Origin of the sequence: Streptomyces sp. CB02009 (assembly GCF_001905825.1) — a bacterium.
Classification (GTDB): domain Bacteria; phylum Actinomycetota; class Actinomycetes; order Streptomycetales; family Streptomycetaceae; genus Streptomyces.
In genome coordinates this window covers 1,078,032-1,101,722 of the sequence record NZ_LIVV01000002.1, presented here as the reverse complement: position 1 = coordinate 1,101,722, position 23,691 = coordinate 1,078,032, and the positions used below count along the sequence as shown (strand labels likewise).

Here is a 23,691-nt window from a genome sequence, read left to right as displayed (position 1 = left end):
AAGGTGCGGCGGCAGCGGCCACAAGCAGAACGGACAGCAGGGGTACGGCGATGTGGGCGCGGCGGTCACGGCGCAGTCGGTCCAGAACCGGTCTGCGGGAGACTTTCGGCGCGAGGTCTATGGCCATCGGCGCTCCAGGAGGTGCGTGCGGGACGTGCGGTGCGGGACGTGCTGATCGGCGCGCGGGGAGGCGCGGATCGGGTGACGCTGTGCGCGAGGGCCGACTCAGTACGTGATGCGCGGGTCGAGCCAGGCGTAGACCAGGTCGGCCAGAAGGTTCACCAGGAGGACGAGGACCACGACCATCAGCACGGCGCCCTGGACGACGGGGAGGTCCCGGCTGAAGATGCCGTTGACGATCAAGGTGCCCATGCCGGGAACGGTGAAGACGGTCTCGGTGACGACGGTGGCACTCATCAGCGCCCCGATCTGGAGAGCTATCACGGTCACGACCGGCACGATGGCGTTCCGCAGGGCGTAGACGCCCACGATTCGGCCGCGTGAGAGACCTGATGCCTCGGCTGTGCGGATGTAGTCCTCGTTGAACGCGGCGAGGAGAGCGGCGCGGGTCTGGCGCATGGTGACCGCGGCGATGGTGGAGCCGATCGTGACGGCTGGGAGGATCATGCGTCGCAGGTTCTCGACGGGGTCCTCGGTGAAAGGAACGTATCCCGAGGGCGGGAGGACCTTGAGCCACAGGGCGAAGACGAGGATGAGCAGTGCGGCAAGGTAGAAGTGAGGTGCGGACAGGGCGAGCAGACCGACGGAGTTCAGCGCGGTGTCCGTACGGGTGCGACGGCGTACGGCGGCGAGAATGCCAGCGGGGATCCCGACGAGAACGGCGAAGACCAGCGCGATGACTCCGAGCTCGACGGTGGCTGCGAATCGGTCGGAGATGACCGTGCCCACCTTCTCGTCGGTGAGCCATGAGCTACCCAGGTCGCCGCGGACCAGATCGCCGAGCCACTGGGTGAACTGCTGCCACAGCGGTGCGTCCAGGCCGAGGTCCTCTCGGAGTACCGCTCGGTCCTGCTCGGTGGCTTCCTGGCCGAGGATGGCGAGGGTGGGGTCGCCCGGCATCAGCCGCAGGAGCATGAAGAGCACCAGGGAGACGACGAGGGCGACCGGGATCAGTTGGAAGAGTCTGCGTATGAGGTACCCGGTCATTTCACCGGCTCCGGTAGAGGGGGTGAGAGCGTGGGCTTGGCCGGGCCAGGGCGGGCGGTGGGGCGTGCGAGATCGCTCAGCCACGCGAGGCGCTGTGCCGGGGCCAGGTCGTAGGCGTACAGGGTCAGGGAGCGGGCTCCGGCCGCGTACGCGTCATGGGCGACATCCGTGAGTTGCTGTTCACCGGTGGTCCGGTCTACGGCCAGGTTCCATCCGGCGCTCACCCGTGCACCGGTCCGGGCCGCCGCGGTGAGTTCGCGGCGCAGGGCGTCATGGTCCCCCGACAGGTCGGTGACGGTGAGGGCGCCCGCCGCTGCGGCGAGGGCGCTCGTGTCGGCGGCGGACTTGCCGTCGCAGGCGTACGGGTCGCCGGTGGAGCGTACGGAGACGGGCAGCCCGCCTGCCGCGGCGACGGCGTCCCGCACAAGGGTCACGGTGATGCGCGAGCGCACGGCGAGGACGGTGTCGTGCAGTTCGGAGCCCAGGGCGGCGCGGGCGTCGGCACCGAGTTCGCCGGCCTCGCGCGGCTCGGCGAGTTGGGCGAGCAGTGTCGCGCGGACGGTTTCGGCCAGGGCGGGCACGTCGATGCCCGCGTCGGTGAAGCGTTCCGTGCAGGCGGAGCAGAAGCACAGTGAGAGGAGCCAGCGGTCCACCGGGCGAAGCGCCGCGCCGATCTTGTCGTGGGCGCTCTGGTGCTGCCAGCCGAGGTAGCCGAAGGCTTCGAGTTCGAGGGCGGTGACTCCGGGCCGGCGGGCGGTTCGGGCGACGAGGTCTGCGGCATAGGCGCGGACCTCGGGCCTTGCCGGGCACAGTGCGTGACGGTAGTGGTGTCCGAAGGCGTTGCGCAACGCCGATCGGGGACGGCGGGTGGCGGGTCCGGACTGGTGGAGCCCGACGAGCCAGGCGGTCACACCGAGGCCGGCCCGCAGCAGGGCGGTCGTGGCGGTCGTCGCGTCGTCGCCGAGGACCGGCAGGGCAAGGTTCCCGTCGGCGGGGGCGGCTTCGTCGCGGAACCACTGCCCGGCCTTGAAGTCGGCCACGGCACACGGGTCGCTGGTCGTCAGCAGCCACCGTCCACCGTGATAACTGAACGCCAGGCGGACACCGTTGACGCCGTGGGCGGCCAGTCGGTCCGCCTGGGCCTGCGGCTGCCGGCGGAAGGAGAGCGGGTGGGCGAACAGCTCGACTTTCATCGGCCGTCGCCGATGCCGTCGCCGAGTGCGCGGGAGATGGTCTGCTTGGCCTTCTCGATGTGCGCGCGGGTCAGCCGTTCCACGAGCGGACCGTCGCCCTGCTCCATCGCCTCCAGGATCGCCGCGTGTTCGGCGGCCTCTTCCTCCCAGGTGGCACGCAGTCGCCAGCCCAGGCCCGCTACGAAGGCCGTGAGGTCCTGGAGCTGGTCCAGGAAGCCGCAGAGGAAGCTGTTGCCGCAGGCGCTGTAGAGCTCGCGGTGGAATCGCCGGTTGGCGATGCCCAGACCCCGCGTCTCGCCCGAGCCGATCAGCGTGGTCGCGTCCTGGAGCGCCTGACGGGCGGGGGCGTGGGCGGTCGCCCCGAGACGGACCGCGCCCAGGCGTACGGCCTCGGGTTCCGCCGCGCAGCGGGCGGCATAGAGCTCCTGCACCAGAAGGTTGTCGGGGCGGCGGACACTGACTCCCTGGTAAGCGTTGATCTCCACCAGACCGGTGGAGTGCAGCTGCTTCAACGCTTCGCGTACCGGCGTCTTGGACACCCCGTACACCTCCGCGAGTTCTCGCTCGACCAGGGCCTTTCCGGGCGGGAGCACACCTTCGAGGATCGCCTGCCGCAACGCCTCCCGCACCCGGTCTGTTCGGGAGACGGCCTGACGCAAAGGGGGCAGTGAGCCGGGAGGCAGGGCTTCAGCACTGTTCACTGGGTAGTCGATCTGTGGCATGGCGGCATGCTGATATACCAGCATGCCAACTCGCAACCCCCGTGCAGAGGTTCTTCGAAATGACCTCGCAACAGCCGTAGACGCCGACCCGGCCTACCTGACCTACCGTCAGAACATTTACAGACGGTACAGGGTTGCGTTCAATTTCCACTTCTGTAACTGTCGTTCCCACACCACCCCACCCCCACAGCGGACTTCGGAGCGCACCCGTGTGTCGCGCGCCGCTCCGGGGCAGCGCTCTGACACGGCGTGACGCCCTGGCCCTGTCCTTCCCGGCACCCTCCTTCCTGTGCACGGTTCGCGACCGAGGGAGACACGGCCCGCTTCAGTCCGGACGACTTCGGAGACCAGGCACCAATGAAACGCACGCGCACCTTCGCCGTTACCGCAGCACTGCTCGCGTCGTCCACCCCGCTCGGCATCGTCACCATGGGAGCCGGTACAGCCCATGCGGCAGACCGCACCTACTTCGTGAGCCCCGAAGGGGACGACAGCAATCCAGGAACGTCGGCCGGAGCGCCCTTCCGCACCCTGCAGAAGGCCGCCGACAGCGCCGGCCCCGGCGACACCGTCTCGATCATGAACGGCACATACTCGGAGCGCTCCGCAGGATCCAATGTGCTGACCATCAAGCGCTCGGGCCGGCCCGGCGCACCCATCACCTTCACCGCGCACCCCGGCCACAAGCCGGTGATCCACCCGGTGAAGGCGTGGAACGGCATCAGCGTCTACGGCGCCTCCTACATCTCCATCAAGAATCTGGAGATCAGAGGCAACAACGGCGCCCTGAACCTGGCCGGGGCCGAACGCGGATCGAAGAAGGGTGACCCCACCTACAACACCAACTGCATCTCGATCGAACGAGACAGGTCAACGGGTGCGGTGTCGCACCACATCGACGTGACCGGCAACAGGGTGCACGCCTGTGCGGGCGGCGGCATATCGGCGATCGAATCCGACCACCTGACCATCTCCGCGAACCACGTGTACTCCACCTCGTGGTACACGGTCTACGGCACCAGCGGCATCTCCGTCCTCACCCCGCGCGACGTGGGAGGCTCCGACGCCAGGACGTACAAGATCCGCATCACCGGCAATCGTGTCCACGACAACGAGACCAAGATCAAATGGGAGGGATGCCGCTGCTACTCCGACGGTAACGGCATCATCATCGACACGCTCAAGGGCGACCCAGGCCACCCCGCCTACGGAGGACGCGTCCTCGTCGCCGGCAACCTCTCCTACGACAACGGCGGCTCGGGAATCCACTCCTACAAGAGCCAGCACGTCGACATCGTCCACAACACGGCGTACCTGAACGGCCGAAGCACCCGCATGAAGAGCTACGCCAACGTCTTCGCCCACGACAGCACCGACGTCCGGCTGCTCAACAACATCGCGTTCGGCCGACCCGGCCAGGCGACGAACAGCAAGTCGCGCAACGTGGACGTGACCTATGACTACAACGTCTACTTCGGCGGCAAGGCTCCCGAGGTCAAAGGTCCCCACGACATTCTCGCCGACCCGAAGTTCGCCGACGCCGGCACCACGGCGGACACGGCCTTCCGGCTGCGAGACGGCTCCCCGGCGATCGGTTCGGGCACTCCGTTCACCGCCGTCCCCACCGGCACCCGCCGGGCCGGTGGCGCGCCTGACCGCGGCGCCTACGGATTCGATGCCATCGCGCAGGGGGCTTCCGATTCCGACCTCGACGATTCCGGCTCCAGCGGTCAGCAGGACGAGGCTCAGCCCAGCGAAGAGCAGCCCGGTGAGACCGGCACAGGGACCTCGCCCGGCACCGACGGAACCACCGCCTCGCCCAGCGCGGCAGGACCGAGCGCCGGCAAGAGCGACAGCGGCTCCCACCTGAACGCGGACGGCGGGAGCGGTTCGCTCGCGCAGACCGGCGGCTCCGATCCCCTGCTTCCCCTCGGCATCGCGGCGGCCGTGCTCGTCCTCGGCGGCGGTCTCGTCATGGCTGCCCGTCGCAAGCGTTCCTGACCGTCCGGTTCACCCGGGCTCCTGACGTGGTGCCGGCCCCCGTCCCCCGTACCGAGGGGCCGGCACCACCGCGTACTCGTCCGGCCGCACCTTCGCGGACCTCCTCCGCTCCGGCGGCTCAACCCGCTGACAGGCTTCTGACATGGCAACCGACCGACAGCGCAGCACGAATGGCCTCGTAGGAGAAGACCCACCCGACTCTCCGCGCATCGCCTGGCGCAAACAGATGAGGGCGAGCATCCTTGATGCCGCGCACGAACTGACATGCGAAGCCGGGTGGGACGAGGTCAGCCTTACGGCCGTTGCAGCACGTGCTCAGGTCTCCCGCCCCTCCGTCTACAAAGAGTTCGGCAATCGAGCCGGTCTGGGACGCGCACTGGTGATCCGTGAGACCCAGCAGTTTCTCGCCGGGGTGGCCGACACGCTCCATCCCGGCCTACCCGACTCTCACGCCTGCCTCGAAGCCGCCATCCGGTACGTCCTCGAGGAAGCTCACACCCAGCCCCTCATAAGGGCTGTCATCGCAGCCGCCCGCCACGGCTCCGACAGCTTGCTCCCCTACCTCACCGCCCGGACGGACCCGATCTTCGACGCGGGCCAGTACCTGGTGCGCGAATGGTTGAGCACACGCTACTCGGAGCAGCCCACGGAGAATCGTGAGATGGCAGCAGACATCATCGTCCGTATGACCATCAGCCATCTCATCCTGCCTGCCGCAGAACCGCACGTCACCGCCCGAAGGCTTGCCACGGCCGCGCTGAAACTGCTGCACGGCCGGAACCGTCCACCGGCGGGCTCCTGACGGCCCGGCTGCGGCTACTGTGCGGATCATGGTGTTCAAACGACTGCTCGGCAGTGGAAGCGGTGGCAAGACGGCAGCAGGCATACCGCTGGAAGCCGACACACTCCTCCCGGACGAACCCGTGCGCCCCGGAGAGATCCTGCGCGGTGAGGTGGTGCTGCGCGCGCTCGACCGCGATGTTCGGATCCGGACGGTCAACGCGCGTCTGGTCGCCGACAGGGCCCCCTCCGCCGTCACCAAGAGCACGACGACAGACGTCGACACAGACACCGGCGTCACCCTCGCCCACTTTCAGGTGACGAGTCTCTTCACCATCCCGAAGGGCGAGGAACGCCGGGTGCCGCTCCGGTACCGGCTGAAGTGGGAGACTCCGGTCTCCGAGGTTCGCGGGTTGCCGCTGGCCGGGATGCGGATCGGTCTGTACACGGAGGTCGATGCCGACGGCATCGCGGACCGCACAGACGTCGACGCGGTCCGCATCGAGACGACGCCCCTGCACGAGACCCTCCTCGACGCGTTCGCCGCCGCCGGATACGCCTGCCACAGCGCGTGGGTCGACCCCGAGTACATTCCGCGCACTGAGCGGGAGATCCTCTACAGCCGACAGGGGTTCCATCTCGCCGCGACCGACGCCGACCACCCGAGGAACATGGAACTGTACCTCCACTCCAACGCGGTCGGCGCCGAGATCTACCTCCGAAGGGCCGCCTTGGCGGAGAAGGACTGGTGGGGCAAGCCTCCAGCCCTCCGGTACGTCGCCGCCCACCACGAGATCGGCCACGTGGACTTCGAGGCCAAGGCTCGGCAGTGGATCGACGATGTCGCCGCACTGCCCGATACCGCTGTCGATGACCGCGAGCGAGTCGACTACCACCTGGACAGCCCCCGATGGTGGCGCGACACCTGAGCACCACGGATCTTCCCGGCTGCCGGCTCGGACGGCGGCCGGGACGACTTCGGCAGGGCCACCTCACGTTGCTACACCGTCAAGTTCAGGGGATGAGCCCCTCGGCCACAGCGCGGTCGTCGAGCCGCTTACGCCACTCGTGGGCGTCCGGTCCGGGGTCGATGGTCAGAACGGGGTTCGGGCCCGTCTCGATGATATGGAGAAGCGTCCGGGCGACGCCGTAGCAGTCGTCGCTTCGCTTCGATGGCATCATCGATGTCCGGACCGACCAGGGCCAACGTAGGCGGCGCCGAGGTCGTCGGTAGTGCACGTCGAGTGGATCTGACGCCACAGCATGGTGACCAACCACCCCAGCCGGCCCTTGCGGAATCTGCCGGCCCGCCTCTCGCTTGTGCGCCGACTCGCCGCCGCCACGGGCCATCGGCTCAGGGCCCCTCCGCGCCGACCACGATCCGGGCCATACGCGGATCAGCCGCCTGCAGCTTGGCCGCATCGTGGCCGTTTCCGCTGGTCAGCGACCATGCGGGGCATGTACCACCAGCAGACGAAAAACCTGCTGGTCAGCTACTCACCGAAGAAGCTGGGCTTCTTCTAGGGACACGAAAGGAGGCGCCTGACCTGGGCTTTCGCCCGTCAGGCGCCTCTCATCGCGCCGGTCTGAGCGCCGGGATTTTGGTAGCCCGCGACTACGGGGCCGCCGGCCAGGAGCTTGGCCAGTCCTGCCTGACGGGCTTGGATGATGTCCGCACAGCTGCCGGGCTCGGTCGGGCTGCACCACAGCACCCGGCCCCCCGTCTGTTCGCCGGTGCCGAGGTGGTCGACGACCTCGGCCAGGGTCCGCAGCCGGATGCCGGGGCGGATCGTGCACCCCGCTCGGCGAGCAGAGGCCGCACCTCGCCGATGGCCCGGGTGATGGTGGAGCGGTCCACGCCGAACCAGCAGGCCAACACGTGCTGGATGCCCCCGTGACGGAGATGGCCGAGCGTGGCCAGGAGCCGGTCGACGAACACCAGCCGGTGCATCGCGTCGGCTCCCACACGCCGCTGCCGCGGCAGGGAGGCCCGCTTCGCCTGTTGACGCTCATGCCATAACGAGCCCAGCTCCGCGACGAGTTCAGCGATCACACCGGCGCGACAGGCCCGTGATCCGACGATTGCTACGGGAACGAGTGGAGAACGGAGGAGCGGTGGGAGTCCTGCCGTTCGTCCCTCTACTTCACCGCTGGCGACTCGCCGGACCAGGTGAAGCGGACCCAGCGGCAGCTCCAGTCGTCGTCGGCGTAGGACACCGCCGTCTCGTTGATCTCGTCTTCGGTCATGTACCGTCCGCGCGTTCCCTCGTGCCATCCGCAGGTGACGCGGTACGTGCCGGGCTTGACCCAGAGCACCGTGCCGAGACCCCGCTGGCCGTCCAGGTTGAGCTGGATCGGTGGACGGAGCCGGGCCAGGGCCTGGATCGCGGCTTCTCGTTCCCGCGGTGTGGCGTACGAGCCGGTCTCGTCGGCGCTCACCGCCGCCCCGACTATGACGGCCCTCCCGCTACGAAGGTTCAGTTGTCCCACACACTGCTCGTCGCCCACCGCTCGAGCTGCATGCCGACGCGGCGCCGGCGTCCTGTCCGTGGGAATCCATGCACGCATGATCAGAAAGCTGTCATCGTCAGTGGCGGGACCCCCCGGGGTCCGGGCACAAGCGATCTCCGCTGAGGCGTCGCCGTCCGTCTCCCAGACGAGACCGGTGTGCTCCTCCTGGTGGCCGAAGCGCACCGACGCGGCTTCGAGTTCATCGTCCTCGGGGTGGAGTGCCGACCAGGCGCGGGCATAGTCGCAGCCAGGGTCCAGCTCGAAGTCGCGGTCGTACACCGCACCGCCCCAGTCGGAGAAGGCTGTGACGTCGCAGACGAGCAGCCCACCGCCGAGGGAACCGACCCTCACGGACTCCCATCTGTACGGGGCTTGCGACATGGATTCCTCAGTGTTCACGGAAGCTGCTGCCGATCAATGACGGGTACGAGACACGGACGGGCACCAGTGTGCGTCACCACAGTGCCCCTTGCGTCAGTAGTTTCACCTCACCTCCTACGGGGGCGGAGGCCAGGCCCCGTCGACATACGTTCCGGGTCCCCTTCGACCTGCCTGACCCGGCTCACAAGGTCAAGTGCAGGCCAGTACGGGGGGGGCTGGACAGCGCTGGAACGACGGTCGCCAGGTACGAAGGGTGCGCGCACCGTGACCGTGCCCGCGCACGACCTGGTGAACGCGAACTGACCGCACACCGTACGGCGTGAACCCTCGCGTGCTCCCGGGAAGCAGCTCTCCCGGCGGTACGCGCGTCCCCGCACCTCCGGCTCAGGCCGTCGGGCGCGGGCACTCCGGCAGCGTCGGCCGCTCCTTGGTGCGCACGGCCGGCAGCCAGGCCACCGAGGGAGCGGACCCGGAAGGGAGCCGGACGCGGAACCAGCGGGTGGACCACCGGGCCTCCTCGTCGACGATGGGCTGCCCGTCGGGGACCTGGCAGTCGGCGGCGAGCACATCGCCGTGCCACACCCTGGTCGGCACGACGTTGTCCGCCGTGTACGGCCGTACGGGATCGATCGCCAGCCCCAGACTGCACCCGGGGTGCCGGTCGACCCGCTCGCGGCAGCTCCGCTCCGCGTTGAACACCCGGACCGTGCCGGCCGTCGAGCTCACGACGCCGGGCGGCACGGACCCGACCGGCCGCACCGCGTCCGAGCACAGGGTCGCGGCGGCGACCCCGCACATCGCGGTCGCGAGGACGGCGGCGCGGGCCCGGGTCCGCTGACGCCCGCCGCCGGGCGTCTCCTGATGGCCGGCGATGCGGGCGAGCAGGCTCTCGGCGGTGTGCGGCGCCCGCGCCTCGTGGGTCGGGGCGAGACAGTCGGCGGCCAGCTCCCGCCAGAACGGCGGCACCGCGTGGTCCATCCGCAGCGGCGCCCGCCCCTCGCCGTACTCCTGGACCGCGGCGCCTCGCGCCACCGGCGTGGCGCCGGAGAACGGCGAACCGCCCGACGAGAACACCTCGTGGACGACGATGCCCAGGGCCCAGATGTCCGCGGTCGGCCTGATCCGGACGCCGAGTTCGCCGAGGGGCGCCCGCCAGCGCTCGGGCGGCAGATAGTCCAGGGTTCCCATCGGCGGGGCGTACCCGTGGGTCCCCGTCAGCTCGGTCGCGAGGCCGAAGTCCGACAGCTTCACCGAGCGGTCGGCGCCCAGCAGGACGTTCTCCGGCTTGAGGTCGGCGTGGACCCAGCCCGACCGGTGGAGATGCGCGAGCCCCTCGCAGATTCCCGCGATCAGCGGTCCCCGGTCCGCCTCGGGCACCCCCGCGTCGAGGAGCTCCCGCAGGCTGCCGGAGGCCCGTTCCATCACGAGCACGATCGCGCCGTCCACGGCGGGCCGGTCGGGCGCCGCGAGCACGAACGAGCCGAGGAGACCGATCAGCCGGGGATGCCCGACCCTGCTCCCGAGCTCGACCTCGCGGCGGGCGGACTCCATGATCCTGCGCGCCTGCCGGGGCGCGAGTCCCGCGGTCGGCATGATCTTGAGCGCGACGTCGGCGGGGCCCGCGGGCGCGCCCTCGGGGTCAGCGTCGGGGTCGGCGGCGGACGGGCCCGCGGGCCCGTCGGCCGGTCGCGCCGCGTAGACGGTGGACCACCCCCCGGACCCGATCAGTTCGGAGACCACCCAGCCTCCCACCCGGTAGCCGGGCGGGAGTTCGTCCGTACGGTCGTGCCCCGCGCTGCCTCCCGGGACGCCCGGGGAGGTCACGACGCGCCCTGCCGCTCCCGCCCGCCGGCCCCCGTCAGGGGCGGCAGCAGCGCGAGGTGCTCCTCACGCACGAGCCCGAACCGCAGGGCGAGCCCGACGATCTCCTCCCGCTTGCCGTTGCGGCGGTCCCCCTTGCCGGACTCCCCGGTGGCGGGGCCCGCGATGCGCAGCTTCTCCTCGGCCAGGTAGTCGATGTGCGAACTGACCGCCCGAGCGGTCAGCGTGCCGCACGTGACGTGCTCCCTGAGCCGCTCGACGATCTGCGGGGTGGTGGGCACCGCGACCCGGGACTGGTCCCGCAGACGCGGCTCGCAGAGCGCGACGAGAACGAGGAAGTACGTGGCCGTCTCGTCCAGCGAGTACGCGGTCACCGTGCTGTTCCCCCAAGGGACGTCCATGGCCTCCGGGTCGAGGAACACGTGGTCGGGGGCGAACACCTGGAAGGAGACGGTGGCGTCACCCCTGGTGGGCAGCACCACCCGGGAGAACTCGAACGGGATGGGCGCCCCGACCCGGCGCGGCGGAATCCTCAGGTACTCCCCCGCGCCCTCCGGGTTCTCCACCAGATAGCTGTGGCCGGCGCTGTAGTTCGTCAGCTGCCAGTGGTCCTGGGTCACCCGGATCTCCCCGGCGAGCCGCGAGATCGCCGGGTCGTCCAGGACCAGCTCGACGGGGACCGCGGCGGAGCCCCGTCCGAAGCGGGCCACCTCGCCCGGGCCGAGCCGGAGCGTCACCGCGTCCCCGCCCGGCTCACCGCCGTCGGCGCCTCCCGTACCTCGCGGCAGATGGACGACTACGCCGCTCACCCGTTCCCCCGTTCCCCCGGCCGTACTCTCGGACGAGCCGAACGATACTCATCCGTAGGGGGAGTTCACCGTCGTACTTTGGCCACCTCGTCCGGACGGGCCGCCCGGCGGCCGGAGCCGCCCGCCACGACGGTGCGCGGGGCGCCCCGGAGTCTCTCCCCCCGTGACTCCGCGCGCCGCGGACCGCCGGGGACCTTCTCGCCGGGCCCAGGTCATGTCGGCGCCGTGAAATGAGCCGCCATGTGGGACTGTTTCCGGTCCTCCGCCGAGGAGTCGGGACGTGGAGCGTGCACCGGGGAGAGCGGGAGACGGGCCGTGTCCGCGGGCCGCCGGAGCGCCGGACCGGCCGGGCCGGGGCCGCCCGCCGCCGCCTGGCCCGGGGCCGTACAAGGTGGGCAACGTCACCGTGAACGGGGGGCGGAATCCGGGTCCGGGGCCCTCACAGGCGACCGGGGGCGGCCCATGTCACCGTTCACGTGGCGCGATCCGTACGCTCCGCTCACAGGGCGGGAGCATGCGACACCAGCGGCGCCACCGCACGCTCGCCGAAGGAGGTCCACGGCAGCCACCCGCCGCTCGGCCGCTCCTGGACACGGGTCCGGATCCGCCCCGCGGCGGTCACGGCGAAGACGTGTAGCCGCCCGGCCGGGTCGCGTACGGCCGTGGGGGTGGCGACGAGCCGGACGCCGGGCTCGCCGAACTCCCGCTCGGGGCCCCAGTCACCGCCCGGAGCGAGCTGCCAGCGGTGACTCAGCCGGGCGCCGCCCGGGGCGAGCGAGAACGCCTCCAGGCGGCCGTCGGCGTTGGCGGCGGACGCCGGGGCGGCGGCGCTCCACCCGAACATCGGCAGCCACGCGTCCCAGCCGCCGCTCGGCGCGGTCTGCCGCCGGGTGAAGGTCCCGACGCCCGACGGCCCGATCGCGGCGACCGCGAGCCGGCCGCTGCCGTCCTCGGCCACCCGGGGCGCGGAGCCCGCCGCGGTGCCGTACGGGTGCCATGCCGGGGTCCACGGCCCGCCGGGGGTCTCCTGCCACCGGTGGACGATCCCGGCGCCGCCGGGCGCGAGGGCGAACACCTCGAGCCTGCCGTCGGCGTTCGCCGCGACCACCGGTGGCGCGCCCGCCGTAGGACCGAAGCCGGGTTCCCACGGGTCCCAGGCCAGTGCCCCGGGCGACCGCTGCCGGCGCCGTGCGAAGGACGCGCCGCCCGGGCTCAGGGCGAAGACCTCCAGCCGGCCGGCCGCGTCACGGGCGACGGCGGGCGCGGCGCCGGCCGGGCCGCCGAACCCCTCCCAGTCGTGCCACCCGCCGTCCGGGCGCTGCACGCGGCGGTTCAGGTGGGTGCCGGCCGGGGCGATCGAGAACACCTCCAGCCTCCCGTCGGTGTCGCGGCCGAGGGAGGGAACCGCGCCCGCCGGACCGCCGAACGGCTCCCACTCCGACCAGCCGTCGCCGTACGGGTCGAGCTGGACGCGCCGCAGCATCGAGCGGTCGGCGGCGTCGAGCGCGAACAGCGTGAGGCGGCCGTGCACGTCGAGCCCGGCCACCGGGTGGTCGGGGCTCTGCCACGGGACCGGAGTGTCGCGCCACTGGAGCGGCGCGAGGAACAGTCCGTTGCGGAACCAGCCGGCCGCGCTCGCGTACCAGGTGCCCGCGTCGTCGATGACCTCGACGGCGTGACCGGCCACATGCCCCGCGTATCCGGCGAGTTCGAAGCGGAAGGGGTCCCGCGACGCCAGTACGTCGGTCCCCTCGTAGCCGCCCCGCGGGCCGATGAACAGGTAGTACCAGCCGTCCCGCCGGACGACGTACGGCGACTCGGTGACCGAGACGGTCGCGTCCGTGCTCGCGTCGGTGAAGGCGACGCCCGGCTCGCTCCAGTGCGTCAGGTCGGCGGACCGCCGGTGGGCGACGACGTGGTGCCCGCCCGGCCCGGAGAGCTCCGTGTAGTACATGACCCACTCGTCCCCCACCCGCAGCACCATCGGGTCACGCGCCGCGAGGCCCCGGAACAGCGGGCCGGACGGTACGCGGGTCCAGGTGAACAGATCGGTCGACGTGGCCAGGTTGACGGCCGCCCCGCTCGCGCCGCCCGCGGCGTAGAACATCCAGAACGTGCCGTCGGCCTCGATGACGTGCGGCGCCCACAGGTGCTCCTCGCCGAAGTAGGACGGGTCGACGGTGAGGGCGTCGGCGTGAGCGGTCCACGGACCCAGCGGGCTCGGGGCGGAGGCGTGGGCGAAGGAGATCTCCGCCGAGCTGTCCGGCGCCTCGCCGCGCGGCGCGCTGTCGCCGACGATGCCGAAGACGTGCCAGCGGCCCCGCGCTCTGATCAGCGTGTGGTCGTTGAGATAGCGCGGGCCGGCGGGGGTCGACGGGTCGTGGACGTACGCGAAGGGGCCGGTGCCGACCCACGAGGGCGCCGGGGCGTCACCGGTGGGCGCGGCGACGGCCGGGGAGAGGCCGAGCAGAGGCAGCGTCCCGGCTCCGGCCACACCCCGCAGCACACTCCGTCTGCTGATCGGAGACACGGATCTGATCCCTCCGGGTGGGTGGTCAGCCCTGGCCGGGGCCGGGGGAACCGCCCAGCCACTCCCAGCCGGACCAGCTGGAGAACCCGGTCTGCCAGATGTGGAAGGTTCCGGAGGGGTTGGTCCCGAAGACCTCGATCCGGCCGTCGGCGTTGGAGGCGGCGGTGACCTCCGTACCGCCGGAGCCGAAGGGGGCCCAGTCGCTGTAGGGGGCGTTGACGGCGGTCTGCCAGCTGTGCATGGCGGTGGTGCCGTTCATGGCGAAGACCTCGACGCGGCCGTCGGGAGTGCGTTCGCTGGTGAGCTGCGCGTCGGCCGGACCGCCGGTGCGTTCCCAGCCCGACCAGCCGGAGGGCCCGGTCTGGTACCGGTGGAACACGCCGACCGGACCCGAGGCGAAGACCTCCAGGCGGCCGTCGGCGTTGTGGTCGACGGTCAGGTCGTGGCCGCCTTCGCCGAACGGGCCCCACGCGGACCAGCCGCCGCTGGGCGCGGTCTGGTAGCGGTGCTGGAAGGTGGTGCCGTTGAGGGCGAAGACCTCAAGGCGTCCGTCGGGAGCCTTCCCCATCTCCACACGGCTGTCGGCGGGGCCGCCGCCCGTGGACTCCCAGCCCGACCAGCCGCCGTTGGGGGCGAGCTGGTACCGGTGGAACAGCCCGACCGGGCCGGAGGCGTAGACCTCGATGCGGCCGTCCGCGTTGACGCCGGCCGCGGTGTCCCGGCCTCCCTCGCCGAAGCCCTCCCAGTGCGACCAGCCGCCGGACGGGCTCAGCTGCCAACGGTGCTGGAAGGTGGTCCCGTTGAGCGCGAACAGCTCCAGCCGGCCGTCGGCGTTGGGCGCGAGCGCGAGCTCGGCGTCGGCGGGACCGCCCAGCGACTCCCAGGGCGACCAGTCGCCGTTGACCTCCCGCTGCCAAGCGTGGTGGATGCCGTCGGCCCCGGCCGCGAACACCTCCAGACGCCCGTCCGCCGACCGCGCCGACACGACCCGGCCCGACTCCGACGGATACACGAGGGGCTTCGGCCGCGGCCCCGTGCCCGGGGTGCAGGGCAGCACGACGCCGCGTTCGGCGAGATAGACCTCGGGGTCGACGCCGTAGGAGGCGGACGAGTCCCCCCAGATCCGCAGATGCAGGTGGGGGCCGGTGGAGTTCCCCTCCGAACCCATCAGGGCGATCTGCTGGCCGGCCAGGACACGGTCGCCGGCGAAGACGTCCCGCCGGGACATGTGCCCGTACTCGGAGATCCGCCCGTCGGGCTGCTGGATCCGGATCCACTGGCCGTAGCCCGGCTCGTACCCGGAGATGGTCACCTCGCCGTCGGACACGGCGTGGATCGGCGTCCCCACCCCGTTGGCGATGTCGACGCCGTTGTGGCCGGAGTGGAAGTGCTGGGACACGGGCCCCGCGGCCGGGCACGCCGCGGTGGAGGCGGCTGATGCGACCGAAGCGGCTGGAGCGGTGGATCGGACGGACGCGGTGGAAGCGGTGGTCCGGGCCGCGGCCGGGGACGTGGGCACCAGGGCCGGCAGCAGCAGGGCGGCCGACACCGCGAGCACGGAGCTCACCGCGCGGCGGGAAAGTCCACGAAGCACAGGAAGCTCCTCCAGGGGGCGCGGGCCGCCGACCGGGTGGCGCGAGCGGGCGGTAGGGAACGTAGCAACGCCCCGACGGCCTGGAGACCCCGGAAGGTTACGGGGTGACAGCCGGCCCGGCCTCGGGTACCGGACCGCCCGCCGGCGGCGGTCCATCATCGGGATTTCATCGCCCCTTCCTAGCGTGACCGCGTTCGCACGAGAGCGGTACGAAGGGGAGGACGGGCCGATGACACGCACGCGAGCAAGAGCGCGGCTGCCGATGGCGGTGGCGGCCGCCGTCGCGGTGATGAGCACGATGGCCGCCACGGGCTCCACGCGGCCGGCGGCGGGACCGGACAGGCCGACCATCCGGTACACCGAATACGGCATCCCGCACATCATCGCCTCGGACTGGGAGGGCCTGGGCACCGGCTACGGATACGCGGCGGCCAAGGACAACATCTGCACCCTGGCCGACACCTATCTGATGGTCAACGCCCAGAGGTCCCGCCATCTGGGGCCCGACGGCAGGGCGAGCCCCGGCCAGAACCAGCACACCACCACCAATCTCAAGAGCGACCTGTACTTCCAGCGGATCAAGGACGACGGGGTGGTGGAGCGGCTGATCGCACAGCCCGCCCCCGACGGCCCGGAGCCCGAGGTCAAGGAGGCCGTCCGGGGCTACGTCCAGGGATACAACCGGTTCCTGTCCGAGACCGGCGTCGACGCCCTCACCGACCCGGCCTGCCGGGGCGCCGCCTGGGTGCGGCCGATCACGGAACTCGACGTCTACCGGCACGCGCACGCCGAGATCATCATGGGCAGCGCCGACGCGCTCCTCGACGGTCAGGTCGACGCCGCGCCCCCGGGGGCGGCGTCCGCCCCCGCGAAACCCGCGTCCTCGCCCAAGGAGACCGCGGCGAAGATCAGCTCCGCGCTGGCGGTGAGCCGGCAGCAGAGCATGGGCAGCAACGCCCTGGCCGTCGGCTCGCAGGGCGTCTCCGGCGGCACCGGCATGCTGCTGGCCAACCCGCACTTCCCGTGGCAGGGCAAGAACCGGATGTGGCAGAGCCATCTCACCATCCCGGGCAAGGTCAACGTCTCCGGGGCGAGCCTCCTGGGACTCCCCGCGGTGAACATCGGGTACAACGACGACGTCGCCTGGAGCCACACGGTCGCCACGGTCGCCCCGTTCGGGCTCTTCGACGTCCAGGTGGATCCGCTCAACCCCACCAAGTACCTCGTCGACGGCGTCTGGGAACAGATGACCTCGCAGCAGGTCACCGTCGACGTGCGGAAGCCGGACGGCTCCCTCGGCAAGGTCACCAGGACCCTGTGGTCCACCCGGTACGGCCCCGTCACCACGTCGATGCAGGGGGTGCCGCTGCCCTGGGTGGTCAGCGCGCACGCCGTGCGCGACGTCAACATGAACAACCTGCGGGCGCTGAACACCTGGTTCCGTCTCGACCAGGCCAAGGACGTCGAAGACGTCGTCAACACCCTGGAGACCACGCAGGGCGTCCCCTTCTTCAACACGATCGCCGCGGACCGCAAGGGCAAGGCGCTGTACGCGGACATCCAGGCCACCGCGAACATCACCGACGCGCACGCCCAGTCGTGTCTCACGATGACCGGCCAACTCCTCTTCAACCAGCCCCTGAGGCTGCCGAACGTGCCGCCGATCTCCATCTTCGACGGCAAGCGGAGCGCGTGCGACTGGCCCGACGACCCGAACGCGGTCGCGCCGGGACTCCTGGACCCGCACAAGCAACCCCGCCTGATCCGGGACGACTTCGTGGGCAACGCCAACGACAGCGCCTGGCTGGCCAACCCCGACCAGCCGCTGACCTTCCCCCGGGTGATGGGCGACGCCCAGGCACCCCGCTCGCTGCGCACCCAGGAGCTCATCCTGACCGCCCGGAAGCGGATCGACGGCACGGACGGGCTGCCGGGCAGGGGCTTCACCCCGGAGACCATGGGGAAGCTGCTGTTCGCCGACAACAGCCGAGCGGCCGACCTCGCCCTCGACGCCACCGTGGCGATGTGCAAGAGCGTGCCCTTCGGGCTCATCCTCGTGGACGGCACCCTGGTCAACGTGAGCGAGGCGTGCCCGATCCTGGCCGCCTGGAAGAGCCACGACTACACGGCGGACAGCCGGGGTTCCCTGCTGTTCGCGAACTACTGGGCCTCCCTGCAGGGCGGACAGGGCATCGAGAAGCTCCCCTGGCGGGTCCCCTTCGACCCCAAGGACCCGGTGCACACACCGAACTCGCTGGACTCCGGCAGCTCCGCCGTCCGCGACGCGTTCGGCCGGGCCGTCCTCGCGATGCGCAAGGCGGGCATCCCGTTGAACGCGCCGCTCTCGGACGTCCAGAAGGTCACCCGCGGCGGCGAGCAGATCCCGATCCACGGAATGATCGGCGAACTCGGCGTACTCAACGTGATCACCATGGGCCAGGTCGACGGAAAGACGGACGTCGTCTTCGGGTCCAGCTTCATCCAGCAGGTCCGGTTCACCGCCGAAGGGCCGCCGCAGGCCCGCTCCGTCCTGGCCTACTCCCAGTCGGCCGACCCGAACTCGCCGCACCACGCCGACCAGACCAGGCTCTTCTCGGCCGGCCAGTGGGTGACCGAGCGGTTCACCGAGGAACAGATCGCGGCCTCACCGGCCCTGGTGGTCAAGGTCCTCGACTGATCAAGGTCCTCGACTGATCTAGGTCCTCGACTGATCCGACGCACGTAGTCCGAAGCGCAGACAGAGCATCACGAGAGAGGGAGCACCGTGAGAAGAACAGCGAACGTCCGGCGCACGGCGCTGGCATGGGTGTTCGCCGTCCTGGCCGTGGTCACGGTCATACCGGCGGCCTCGGCACAGGCCGCCGACGACGGCACGCCGCCCCCGATGGCGAACGGGTTCGGCCTGACGCAGGTCGGCACGGCGACGGGCAACGCGACCGAGTTCTACCTGACCGTGACGACGCCCGAGGTCGCGGAGGAACAGCACATCAAGATCATCCTGCCGAAGACCTACTACGACGACCCGAACCGGCGCTTTCCGGTGATGTACTTCCTGCACGGATCACCCGACGACCCGATCCAGCAGAACTATCCGGCGCTGCGCATGTCGGACCGGATGATCACCGTCATCCCGGACGGCGGCGCCCGGGGCTGGTACGCCAACTGGCTCAACCAGAAGACCGCCGCCGGTGCCCAGAACTGGGAGAACTTCCACCTCAAGCAGGTGATCCCGTTCATCGACGCCAACCTGCGGACCATCGCCACCAAGAAGGCCAGGGCCGTCGCCGGTGTCTCGATGGGCGGGTTCGGAGCCCTCCACTACGCCCAGGCGCGCCCGGACCTCTTCAGCCAGACCGCGTCCCTGTCCGGCGACATCGACCTGTCGGTGCGGTCCATGGACCTGCGCCTGGCCGTCGTCGCCTCCCTCGTCGCCTACGAGCCCTCCGTGGACAGCGACGCCGCGTTCGGCTCGCCGTACCCGGTGTTCAACGCCGACTGGCGGTTCAACGAGGTCGACCCCTCGCAGCACATGGACCGGATCAAGCAGGGCGGGATCGGGGTCTCGATCTACGTGGGCAACGGCGGAGGCTCGGTCACCGACCTGGAGTTCTGGCTGGAGGGCGCGGCCAAGCACGTCAAGAACGCCATGGACGCGCTGGGCATGTCGTACCACTACGTGAACTACGGCGACGGTTCCGGCTGGGGCACCCTGTGCAACGGCGGCCACAACGCCGGTTGCTGGGAGGAGGACCTCCGGGACCTGGTTCCCCGGCTGGAGAGGCACTTCGCCTCCTGACGCCATGAGCCCGCCCCCGTCCCGTACCGCACGAGCGGTACGTGACGACGGCGGGCTCGCACCATCCGCCGGCGGGCCTGCGCGGTCCGCCGGCGGACGCGTCTAGCCGACCGCCGGTACGGGCCGGCCGACGGGCGCGCTGCGGGCGGGCTCGGAGGCGGACCGGGCGGGCGCGGCGGGCCTGCCGACCGCCGGGCCGGGGCCGTTCAGCCAGCCCCATTGCGACCAGCTGGCGAACCCGGTCTGCCACCGGTGGTAGACACCGGCGCTGCTGGTGCCGAACACCTCGATGCGGCCGTCGGCGTTGTTGCCCGCGCCGATCGCGGTGCCGCCGGTGCCGAAGTTCTCCCACGGCGAGAACGGCGCGTTGGGGGCGGTCTGCCAGGAGTGGCTCGCCGCGTCGGCGTTGATCGCGAACACCTCCACCCGGCCGTCGACCGAACGCGAGGTGGTCAGCTCGGCGTCGGGCAGTCCCCCCGTGCCCGTGCCCGTCCATTCCGACCACGTGGTGGGGCTGGTCTGCCAGCGGTGGAACACCCCGTCGGCGTTGGAGGCGAACACCTCCAGCCTGCCGTCCTGGTTGTGGCTCGCGGTCACGGCGTGCCCGCCCTCGCCGAAGTGCTCCCAGGCGGACCAGTCGCCGTTGACGCCTCTCTGGTACAGGTGCCCGAACGTCGAGTCCGACAGCGCGAACACCTCGAGTCGTCCGTCGGGCGCGTTCTCCATGGCGAGCCGGGCGTTCGCCGGGCCACCACCGGTCCCCTGCCAGCCGGACCAACCGCCGCTCGGCGCGGTCTGCCAGCGGTGGAACACGCCTTCGGCGTTGGAGGCGAACACCTCGATACGGCCGTCGGCGTTGTTGCCCGCCGCCAGCCGGTACCCGCCGGTGCCGAAGGTCTCCCAGCCGGACCACCCCGCACTGGGCCCGGTCTGCCACATGTGGTCGAGCGTGCTGCCCGACAGCGCGAACAGCTCCAGCCGGCCGTCGGCGTTGGCGGCCACCGCCAGCTGGGCACCGCGTGGGCCGCCCGCGAACCGCCATGGCGCCCAACCGCCGTTCACCTCGTTCTGCCACGAGTGGTAGACGCCGTCGGCGCCCGCCGCGAAGGCCTCCAGGCGTCCGTCGGCGGACCGGCCCGACACCACTCGTCCGGAGCCGTACGGGTGCCGGGGGCCCGTGCTCATCCCGGACCAGAGCGCGTTGGCGATGATCACCGCGTCGCCCGCCTCCAGGCCGTACTTGTACCGCAGGTCCTCGCGCGGCCGCTGCACCTGCCAGCACACGTCCCCGATCGCCACGTCGTTCCACGAGCCGCCGGGGAACATGTCCTCCATCGCGTCGAGGAACGCGTTGGTGGCGTAGACCGGATCCAGCCGCTGCGCCTTGCTTCCCCACCAGTCCTGCTGCTGGAACAGCCCGATGCTCGTGTAGTCGACGGCCTGGGAGTAGTTGTTGATGTCGGTCTCCACGATGACCGTCGCGATCGCGATGGCCGCGGCCCTCGGGTTGAGCCCCCGGTCCTTCACCGCCTTGGTGACCATCCGCGCACAGGACATCCTGTAGGGCGTCAGCAGGCCCGCCATCCGCGCCCCCATCTGGGGGTTGAGCTGGCCGGCCATGATGCCGTCGGCGGCCGACGGGCCGGCCGGGTCGCAGGGCTCGGTCGGTATGGCCAGGGCGTCCGGTCCCCTGAAGTACCGGGAGACGCCGTAGTGGTCGTCGCGCGGGGCCGGTCCGGGGTCGGGCAGGGCCACGGCGACCGAGGCCGTCAACCCGACGACCAGTGCCCAGACGCCGGCCAGCAGGGCCAGTCTGCCGAGCACGCGTGTGAAGCCGGTTCCTCTCATCGTGTGCCTTTCCGTCATGCGTTCAGGTGGTCGGCGGCCGACAGTAGGAGGCACCGATGAAATGCCGATGGAATCGATTCCCGAGCGCGTTTCATCGGGATGTCATCGGCCGCTGCCAATCTCGTCGTACGCAGGCCGAACACACGGGAGGATCGACATGCGAGCGAAGAGGATCAAGGCCGCGCTGGCCGGAATTCTGCTGACGGCCGGGATTTCGGTGACGCAGGGCGCCACGGCGCAGGCGGCGGCGACGGCTCCGTGCGAGGGCACGTACACGATCGTCGTCGGCGGTACGGGAAGCTCGTGGAACAACGACGGCTTCTCCGGCAACATCCAGCAGCACGTGGGATATCCGACCCAGATTCCCAACGGCGCGAGCGCCCGGGCCGGTGTCAACGAGCTGAACCGGCTGGTCCGTGACCAGCGGGCCGCGTGCCCGTGGCAGCACGTGAAGATGGGCGGATACTCGCTGGGCGCCGCGGTCGTCCACATCTGGGTCACCGAGAACTGGCAGACGTTCGGCAATGTCAACGCCATTCTCATCGCCGACCCGAAGCGGCAGGGAAATCCCGGCGCCAACGGCGGATCCGTCCCCTTCGGCGGAATCGTCGGCGCCCCGCTGGCCGGCGCCGACCGGTTCTTCGGCAATGTGCCGGTCAAGACCATCTGCCACTGGGACTACGTCTGCGACGAGTCCGCCGGAATCTGGACCTACCCCGGCAACCACGTGAGGAACTACCCCAACGACTTCAACATGGACTTCCACAACGACGTCGCCAACGAGCAGTGGTACAACGGCGCCTGGTATCCCGCGTCCTGGTGATCACGCGAAAGCGGTGCGACCGGCCGAGGGAATGAGGCCGAGGCCGATCTCGTCACCGCGCAGGATCATCTCGTGCGTCCGCCGCAGGGTCCGGCCGGGGGAGACGCCCAGTTCGTCGGCGAGGCCGCGGCGGGCCCGGTCGAACACGGTGAGGGCGTCGGCCTGGCGGCCGTCGCGGTACAGCGCCCGCATCAGCAGCGCGGCCACCGGCTCGTCCAGGGGGTGCGCGGCGGACAGGGCGAACAGTTCGGAGATCGCCTCGGCGTCCCGGCCGAGCCGCAGTTGGCACTCCACCTTGCGCTGGACGACGTCGATCCTGCGCCGGGTGAGCCGCAGCCGCTCCAGCTCGGCGAGCGGCCCGGGCAGACCGGCCAGCGGTTCCCCGCGGAACAGGTCGAGGGCCTGGGCGCACAGGCGGACCGCCTCCGCCGGTTCACCCGCGCGCTCGGCCGTGCCGATGCCGACGAGGAGCTCCTCCATCCGCGCCACGTCCACGTCGACCGCGCCCGGGACGAGCCGGTATCCGTGCCGGGCGTACTCGATGACCGAGCCGGGACTGTCCCCGATGCGCAGGGTCTTGCGCAGGCGGTAGACGTACACCGGCACCACGTTCGCCACCGGCGCCTCCGTGCCCCAGACGTCGTCGAGCAGTTCCTGCCGGCTCAGGGAGCGCCCCGCGCACAGCGCCAGGGTCGCGAGCACCGCCTGCTGGCGCGGATGCCCCAGGTTCAGCGGCCGCCCGTCGTGCCACGCCCGCAGCGGTCCGAGCAGGGAGATCCGCACCGCAGGACCGGTCGCCCGGCCGGCCGCTCGGGGCGCCGTGCTCACCGGCTGCGTACGGGTGCCACGGCCGGGGACGACCAGGCCGCAGTCGAAGGCGTGGACGATGGCCGCTGCCCGGTCGCGGAGCCGGAGGGTGACGAGTATCCGCGCGAGGAGTTCGGCCACGGCGTCCTCGGGGATCGCGAGGGCGACGGCTATCTCGTCGTCCCGCAGGCCGCAGCCGACCGCGGAGAGCACCTGGCGCTCCCGCTGCCCGAGGGCGGTGTCGGCGGGACGGCGGGCGATGGTGGCGGTCGTCGGCATCGTTGCTCCCCGGGCTCCGGACTGGTCGGGTCTGGTGGGCGCCGTCGACACGGTAGGACGGGGAGCGCCGGGCGGGGCATCCGGAACGCTCCGGAGTGACACGCGCGATCCACGGCGTCACTCCTTTCCGCCGTCCCGCTCGCCGCCGCCGGTGCCGGGCCCGTAGTCGTCCAGTCCGCCCCGCAGCGAGAACGGGCCGGCCGAGGGGTCCTCCCCGAGGAGCGTGAGGAAGCTGCCGAGGGGGTGGTGCCGGGACCGGGCGTCGGAACTCGTACGGCCCTGCCTCGGTTGCTTGCCCGACCATCGGTACCGCACTGTGGAAGCCGATCCGACAGGCCCGTTCCCGCTTCGTCTCCACACTCGTGTGCGTATGGAGTGGCGCATACTCGTGGACCTGACCCACGGCCTCTACGTCTACGAGTCGACATCACGGCCCCACATCGTCTGGGTCCGCATGAGCGAGCTCGACCTCTCGGAGGGCGCGCCGGCACTGAAGCTCGATCTCGCGAACGACACCGGCCTGACGGGCGGACTCGTCGGTGACGTCACCGACCGCTTCGACCGGGCAGCCGCGATGCAGTTCCTGCCCGCCCGATAGTCACCTGACCGCAGGCCTTCTGGGGACCGTC

The 23,691-nt window shown here is 71.1% G+C and carries 20 protein-coding genes; 7 read left to right on the top strand and 13 right to left on the bottom strand.

Annotated features, from left to right (window positions below):
• Positions 1 to 225 precede the first annotated feature (225 nt).
• Genes AMK27_RS11965 through AMK27_RS44160 form a run of 3 tightly spaced genes read right to left on the bottom strand, consistent with a single transcriptional unit; the run spans position 226 to position 3,082 of the window.
• Positions 226 to 1,167, bottom strand: a complete 942-nt coding sequence (locus AMK27_RS11965) for an ABC transporter permease (RefSeq protein WP_073905369.1) — start codon at positions 1,165 to 1,167, stop codon at positions 226 to 228.
• Complete coding sequence (locus AMK27_RS11960) at positions 1,164 to 2,360, bottom strand: hypothetical protein (protein ID WP_073905355.1); 1,197 nt, start codon at positions 2,358 to 2,360, stop codon at positions 1,164 to 1,166. Before AMK27_RS11960 ends, AMK27_RS11965 begins: the two co-directional genes overlap by 4 nt.
• Entirely contained in the window at positions 2,357 to 3,082 is a 726-nt protein-coding gene (locus tag AMK27_RS44160; RefSeq protein ID WP_079188359.1) for a GntR family transcriptional regulator, read from the bottom strand. The genes AMK27_RS11960 and AMK27_RS44160 overlap by 4 nt, the downstream gene beginning before the upstream one ends.
• A 357-nt stretch (positions 3,083 to 3,439) precedes the next feature.
• Here AMK27_RS44160 and AMK27_RS11950 point away from each other — a divergent pair, with 357 nt between their 5' ends.
• The 3 genes from AMK27_RS11950 to AMK27_RS11940 all read left to right on the top strand — a co-directional run bounded on the left by AMK27_RS11950 (position 3,440) and on the right by AMK27_RS11940 (position 6,792).
• Positions 3,440 to 5,083 carry a right-handed parallel beta-helix repeat-containing protein gene (locus AMK27_RS11950; RefSeq protein ID WP_073905353.1) on the top strand — a complete coding sequence of 548 codons (1,644 nt, stop codon included), beginning with the start codon at positions 3,440 to 3,442 and terminating at the stop codon, positions 5,081 to 5,083.
• A 142-nt stretch (positions 5,084 to 5,225) separates the two neighbouring features.
• Positions 5,226 to 5,885 carry a TetR family transcriptional regulator gene (locus AMK27_RS11945; RefSeq protein WP_079188358.1) on the top strand — a complete coding sequence of 220 codons (660 nt, stop codon included), beginning with the start codon at positions 5,226 to 5,228 and terminating at the stop codon, positions 5,883 to 5,885.
• Between the two features lie 28 nt (positions 5,886 to 5,913).
• A complete protein-coding gene (locus AMK27_RS11940) occupies positions 5,914 to 6,792 on the top strand; it encodes a sporulation protein (RefSeq protein ID WP_073905349.1) in 879 nt (292 codons plus the stop codon).
• Between the two features lie 85 nt (positions 6,793 to 6,877).
• On the opposite strand, the gene AMK27_RS43225 is transcribed toward AMK27_RS11940, so the two are convergent.
• From AMK27_RS43225 to AMK27_RS11905, 7 genes are all read right to left on the bottom strand, one after another.
• A complete protein-coding gene (locus AMK27_RS43225; RefSeq protein WP_206745434.1) occupies positions 6,878 to 7,042 on the bottom strand; it encodes a hypothetical protein in 165 nt (54 codons plus the stop codon).
• Positions 7,043 to 7,478: 436 nt separating this feature from the next.
• Positions 7,479 to 7,814 carry a helix-turn-helix domain-containing protein gene (locus AMK27_RS44530; protein ID WP_445194848.1) on the bottom strand — a complete coding sequence of 112 codons (336 nt, stop codon included), beginning with the start codon at positions 7,812 to 7,814 and terminating at the stop codon, positions 7,479 to 7,481.
• 188 nt (positions 7,815 to 8,002) lie between these two features.
• Positions 8,003 to 8,302 (bottom strand): hypothetical protein, encoded by a 300-nt coding sequence (locus AMK27_RS43220; RefSeq protein ID WP_143204848.1) that lies wholly within the window; start codon positions 8,300 to 8,302, stop codon positions 8,003 to 8,005.
• A gap of 837 nt (positions 8,303 to 9,139) precedes the next feature.
• Positions 9,140 to 10,579, bottom strand: a complete 1,440-nt coding sequence (locus AMK27_RS11920) for a serine/threonine-protein kinase (protein WP_073905343.1) — start codon at positions 10,577 to 10,579, stop codon at positions 9,140 to 9,142.
• Positions 10,576 to 11,385, bottom strand: a complete 810-nt coding sequence (locus AMK27_RS11915; protein WP_198955841.1) for a serine/threonine protein kinase — start codon at positions 11,383 to 11,385, stop codon at positions 10,576 to 10,578. Before AMK27_RS11915 ends, AMK27_RS11920 begins: the two co-directional genes overlap by 4 nt.
• A gap of 499 nt (positions 11,386 to 11,884) precedes the next feature.
• The gene (locus AMK27_RS11910) at positions 11,885 to 13,915 is read right to left on the bottom strand and encodes a family 43 glycosylhydrolase (protein ID WP_073905339.1); all 2,031 of its coding nucleotides are present in this window, start codon (positions 13,913 to 13,915) and stop codon (positions 11,885 to 11,887) included.
• A 25-nt stretch (positions 13,916 to 13,940) separates the two neighbouring features.
• The gene (locus AMK27_RS11905) at positions 13,941 to 15,509 is read right to left on the bottom strand and encodes a peptidoglycan DD-metalloendopeptidase family protein (RefSeq protein WP_073905337.1); all 1,569 of its coding nucleotides are present in this window, start codon (positions 15,507 to 15,509) and stop codon (positions 13,941 to 13,943) included.
• Between the two features lie 229 nt (positions 15,510 to 15,738).
• Between AMK27_RS11905 and AMK27_RS11900 the strand changes: the two genes are divergently transcribed.
• Positions 15,739 to 18,186, top strand: coding sequence for a penicillin acylase family protein (locus AMK27_RS11900; RefSeq protein ID WP_073905335.1), 2,448 nt, complete (start codon positions 15,739 to 15,741; stop codon positions 18,184 to 18,186).
• An 87-nt stretch (positions 18,187 to 18,273) separates the two neighbouring features.
• The gene (locus tag AMK27_RS11895) at positions 18,274 to 19,305 is read left to right on the top strand and encodes an alpha/beta hydrolase (protein WP_073905333.1); all 1,032 of its coding nucleotides are present in this window, start codon (positions 18,274 to 18,276) and stop codon (positions 19,303 to 19,305) included.
• Between the two features lie 102 nt (positions 19,306 to 19,407).
• Here the strand turns inward: AMK27_RS11895 and AMK27_RS11890 are convergent, their stop codons facing one another.
• Entirely contained in the window at positions 19,408 to 21,153 is a 1,746-nt protein-coding gene (locus AMK27_RS11890; RefSeq protein WP_241847435.1) for a peptidase M23, read from the bottom strand.
• 157 nt (positions 21,154 to 21,310) lie between these two features.
• Here AMK27_RS11890 and AMK27_RS11885 point away from each other — a divergent pair, with 157 nt between their 5' ends.
• Entirely contained in the window at positions 21,311 to 21,976 is a 666-nt protein-coding gene (locus tag AMK27_RS11885) for a cutinase family protein (RefSeq protein ID WP_073905331.1), read from the top strand.
• Here AMK27_RS11885 and AMK27_RS11880 read toward each other — a convergent pair whose 3' ends face one another.
• A complete protein-coding gene (locus AMK27_RS11880) occupies positions 21,977 to 23,062 on the bottom strand; it encodes a BTAD domain-containing putative transcriptional regulator (protein WP_073905329.1) in 1,086 nt (361 codons plus the stop codon). It lies immediately after the preceding gene.
• A 117-nt stretch (positions 23,063 to 23,179) separates the two neighbouring features.
• Positions 23,180 to 23,377 (bottom strand): hypothetical protein, encoded by a 198-nt coding sequence (locus AMK27_RS11875; RefSeq protein WP_073905327.1) that lies wholly within the window; start codon positions 23,375 to 23,377, stop codon positions 23,180 to 23,182.
• A 55-nt stretch (positions 23,378 to 23,432) separates the two neighbouring features.
• On the opposite strand from AMK27_RS11875, the gene AMK27_RS11870 reads away from it, so the two are divergent.
• A complete protein-coding gene (locus AMK27_RS11870) occupies positions 23,433 to 23,660 on the top strand; it encodes a hypothetical protein (protein ID WP_198955840.1) in 228 nt (75 codons plus the stop codon).
• Positions 23,661 to 23,691 lie beyond the last annotated feature (31 nt).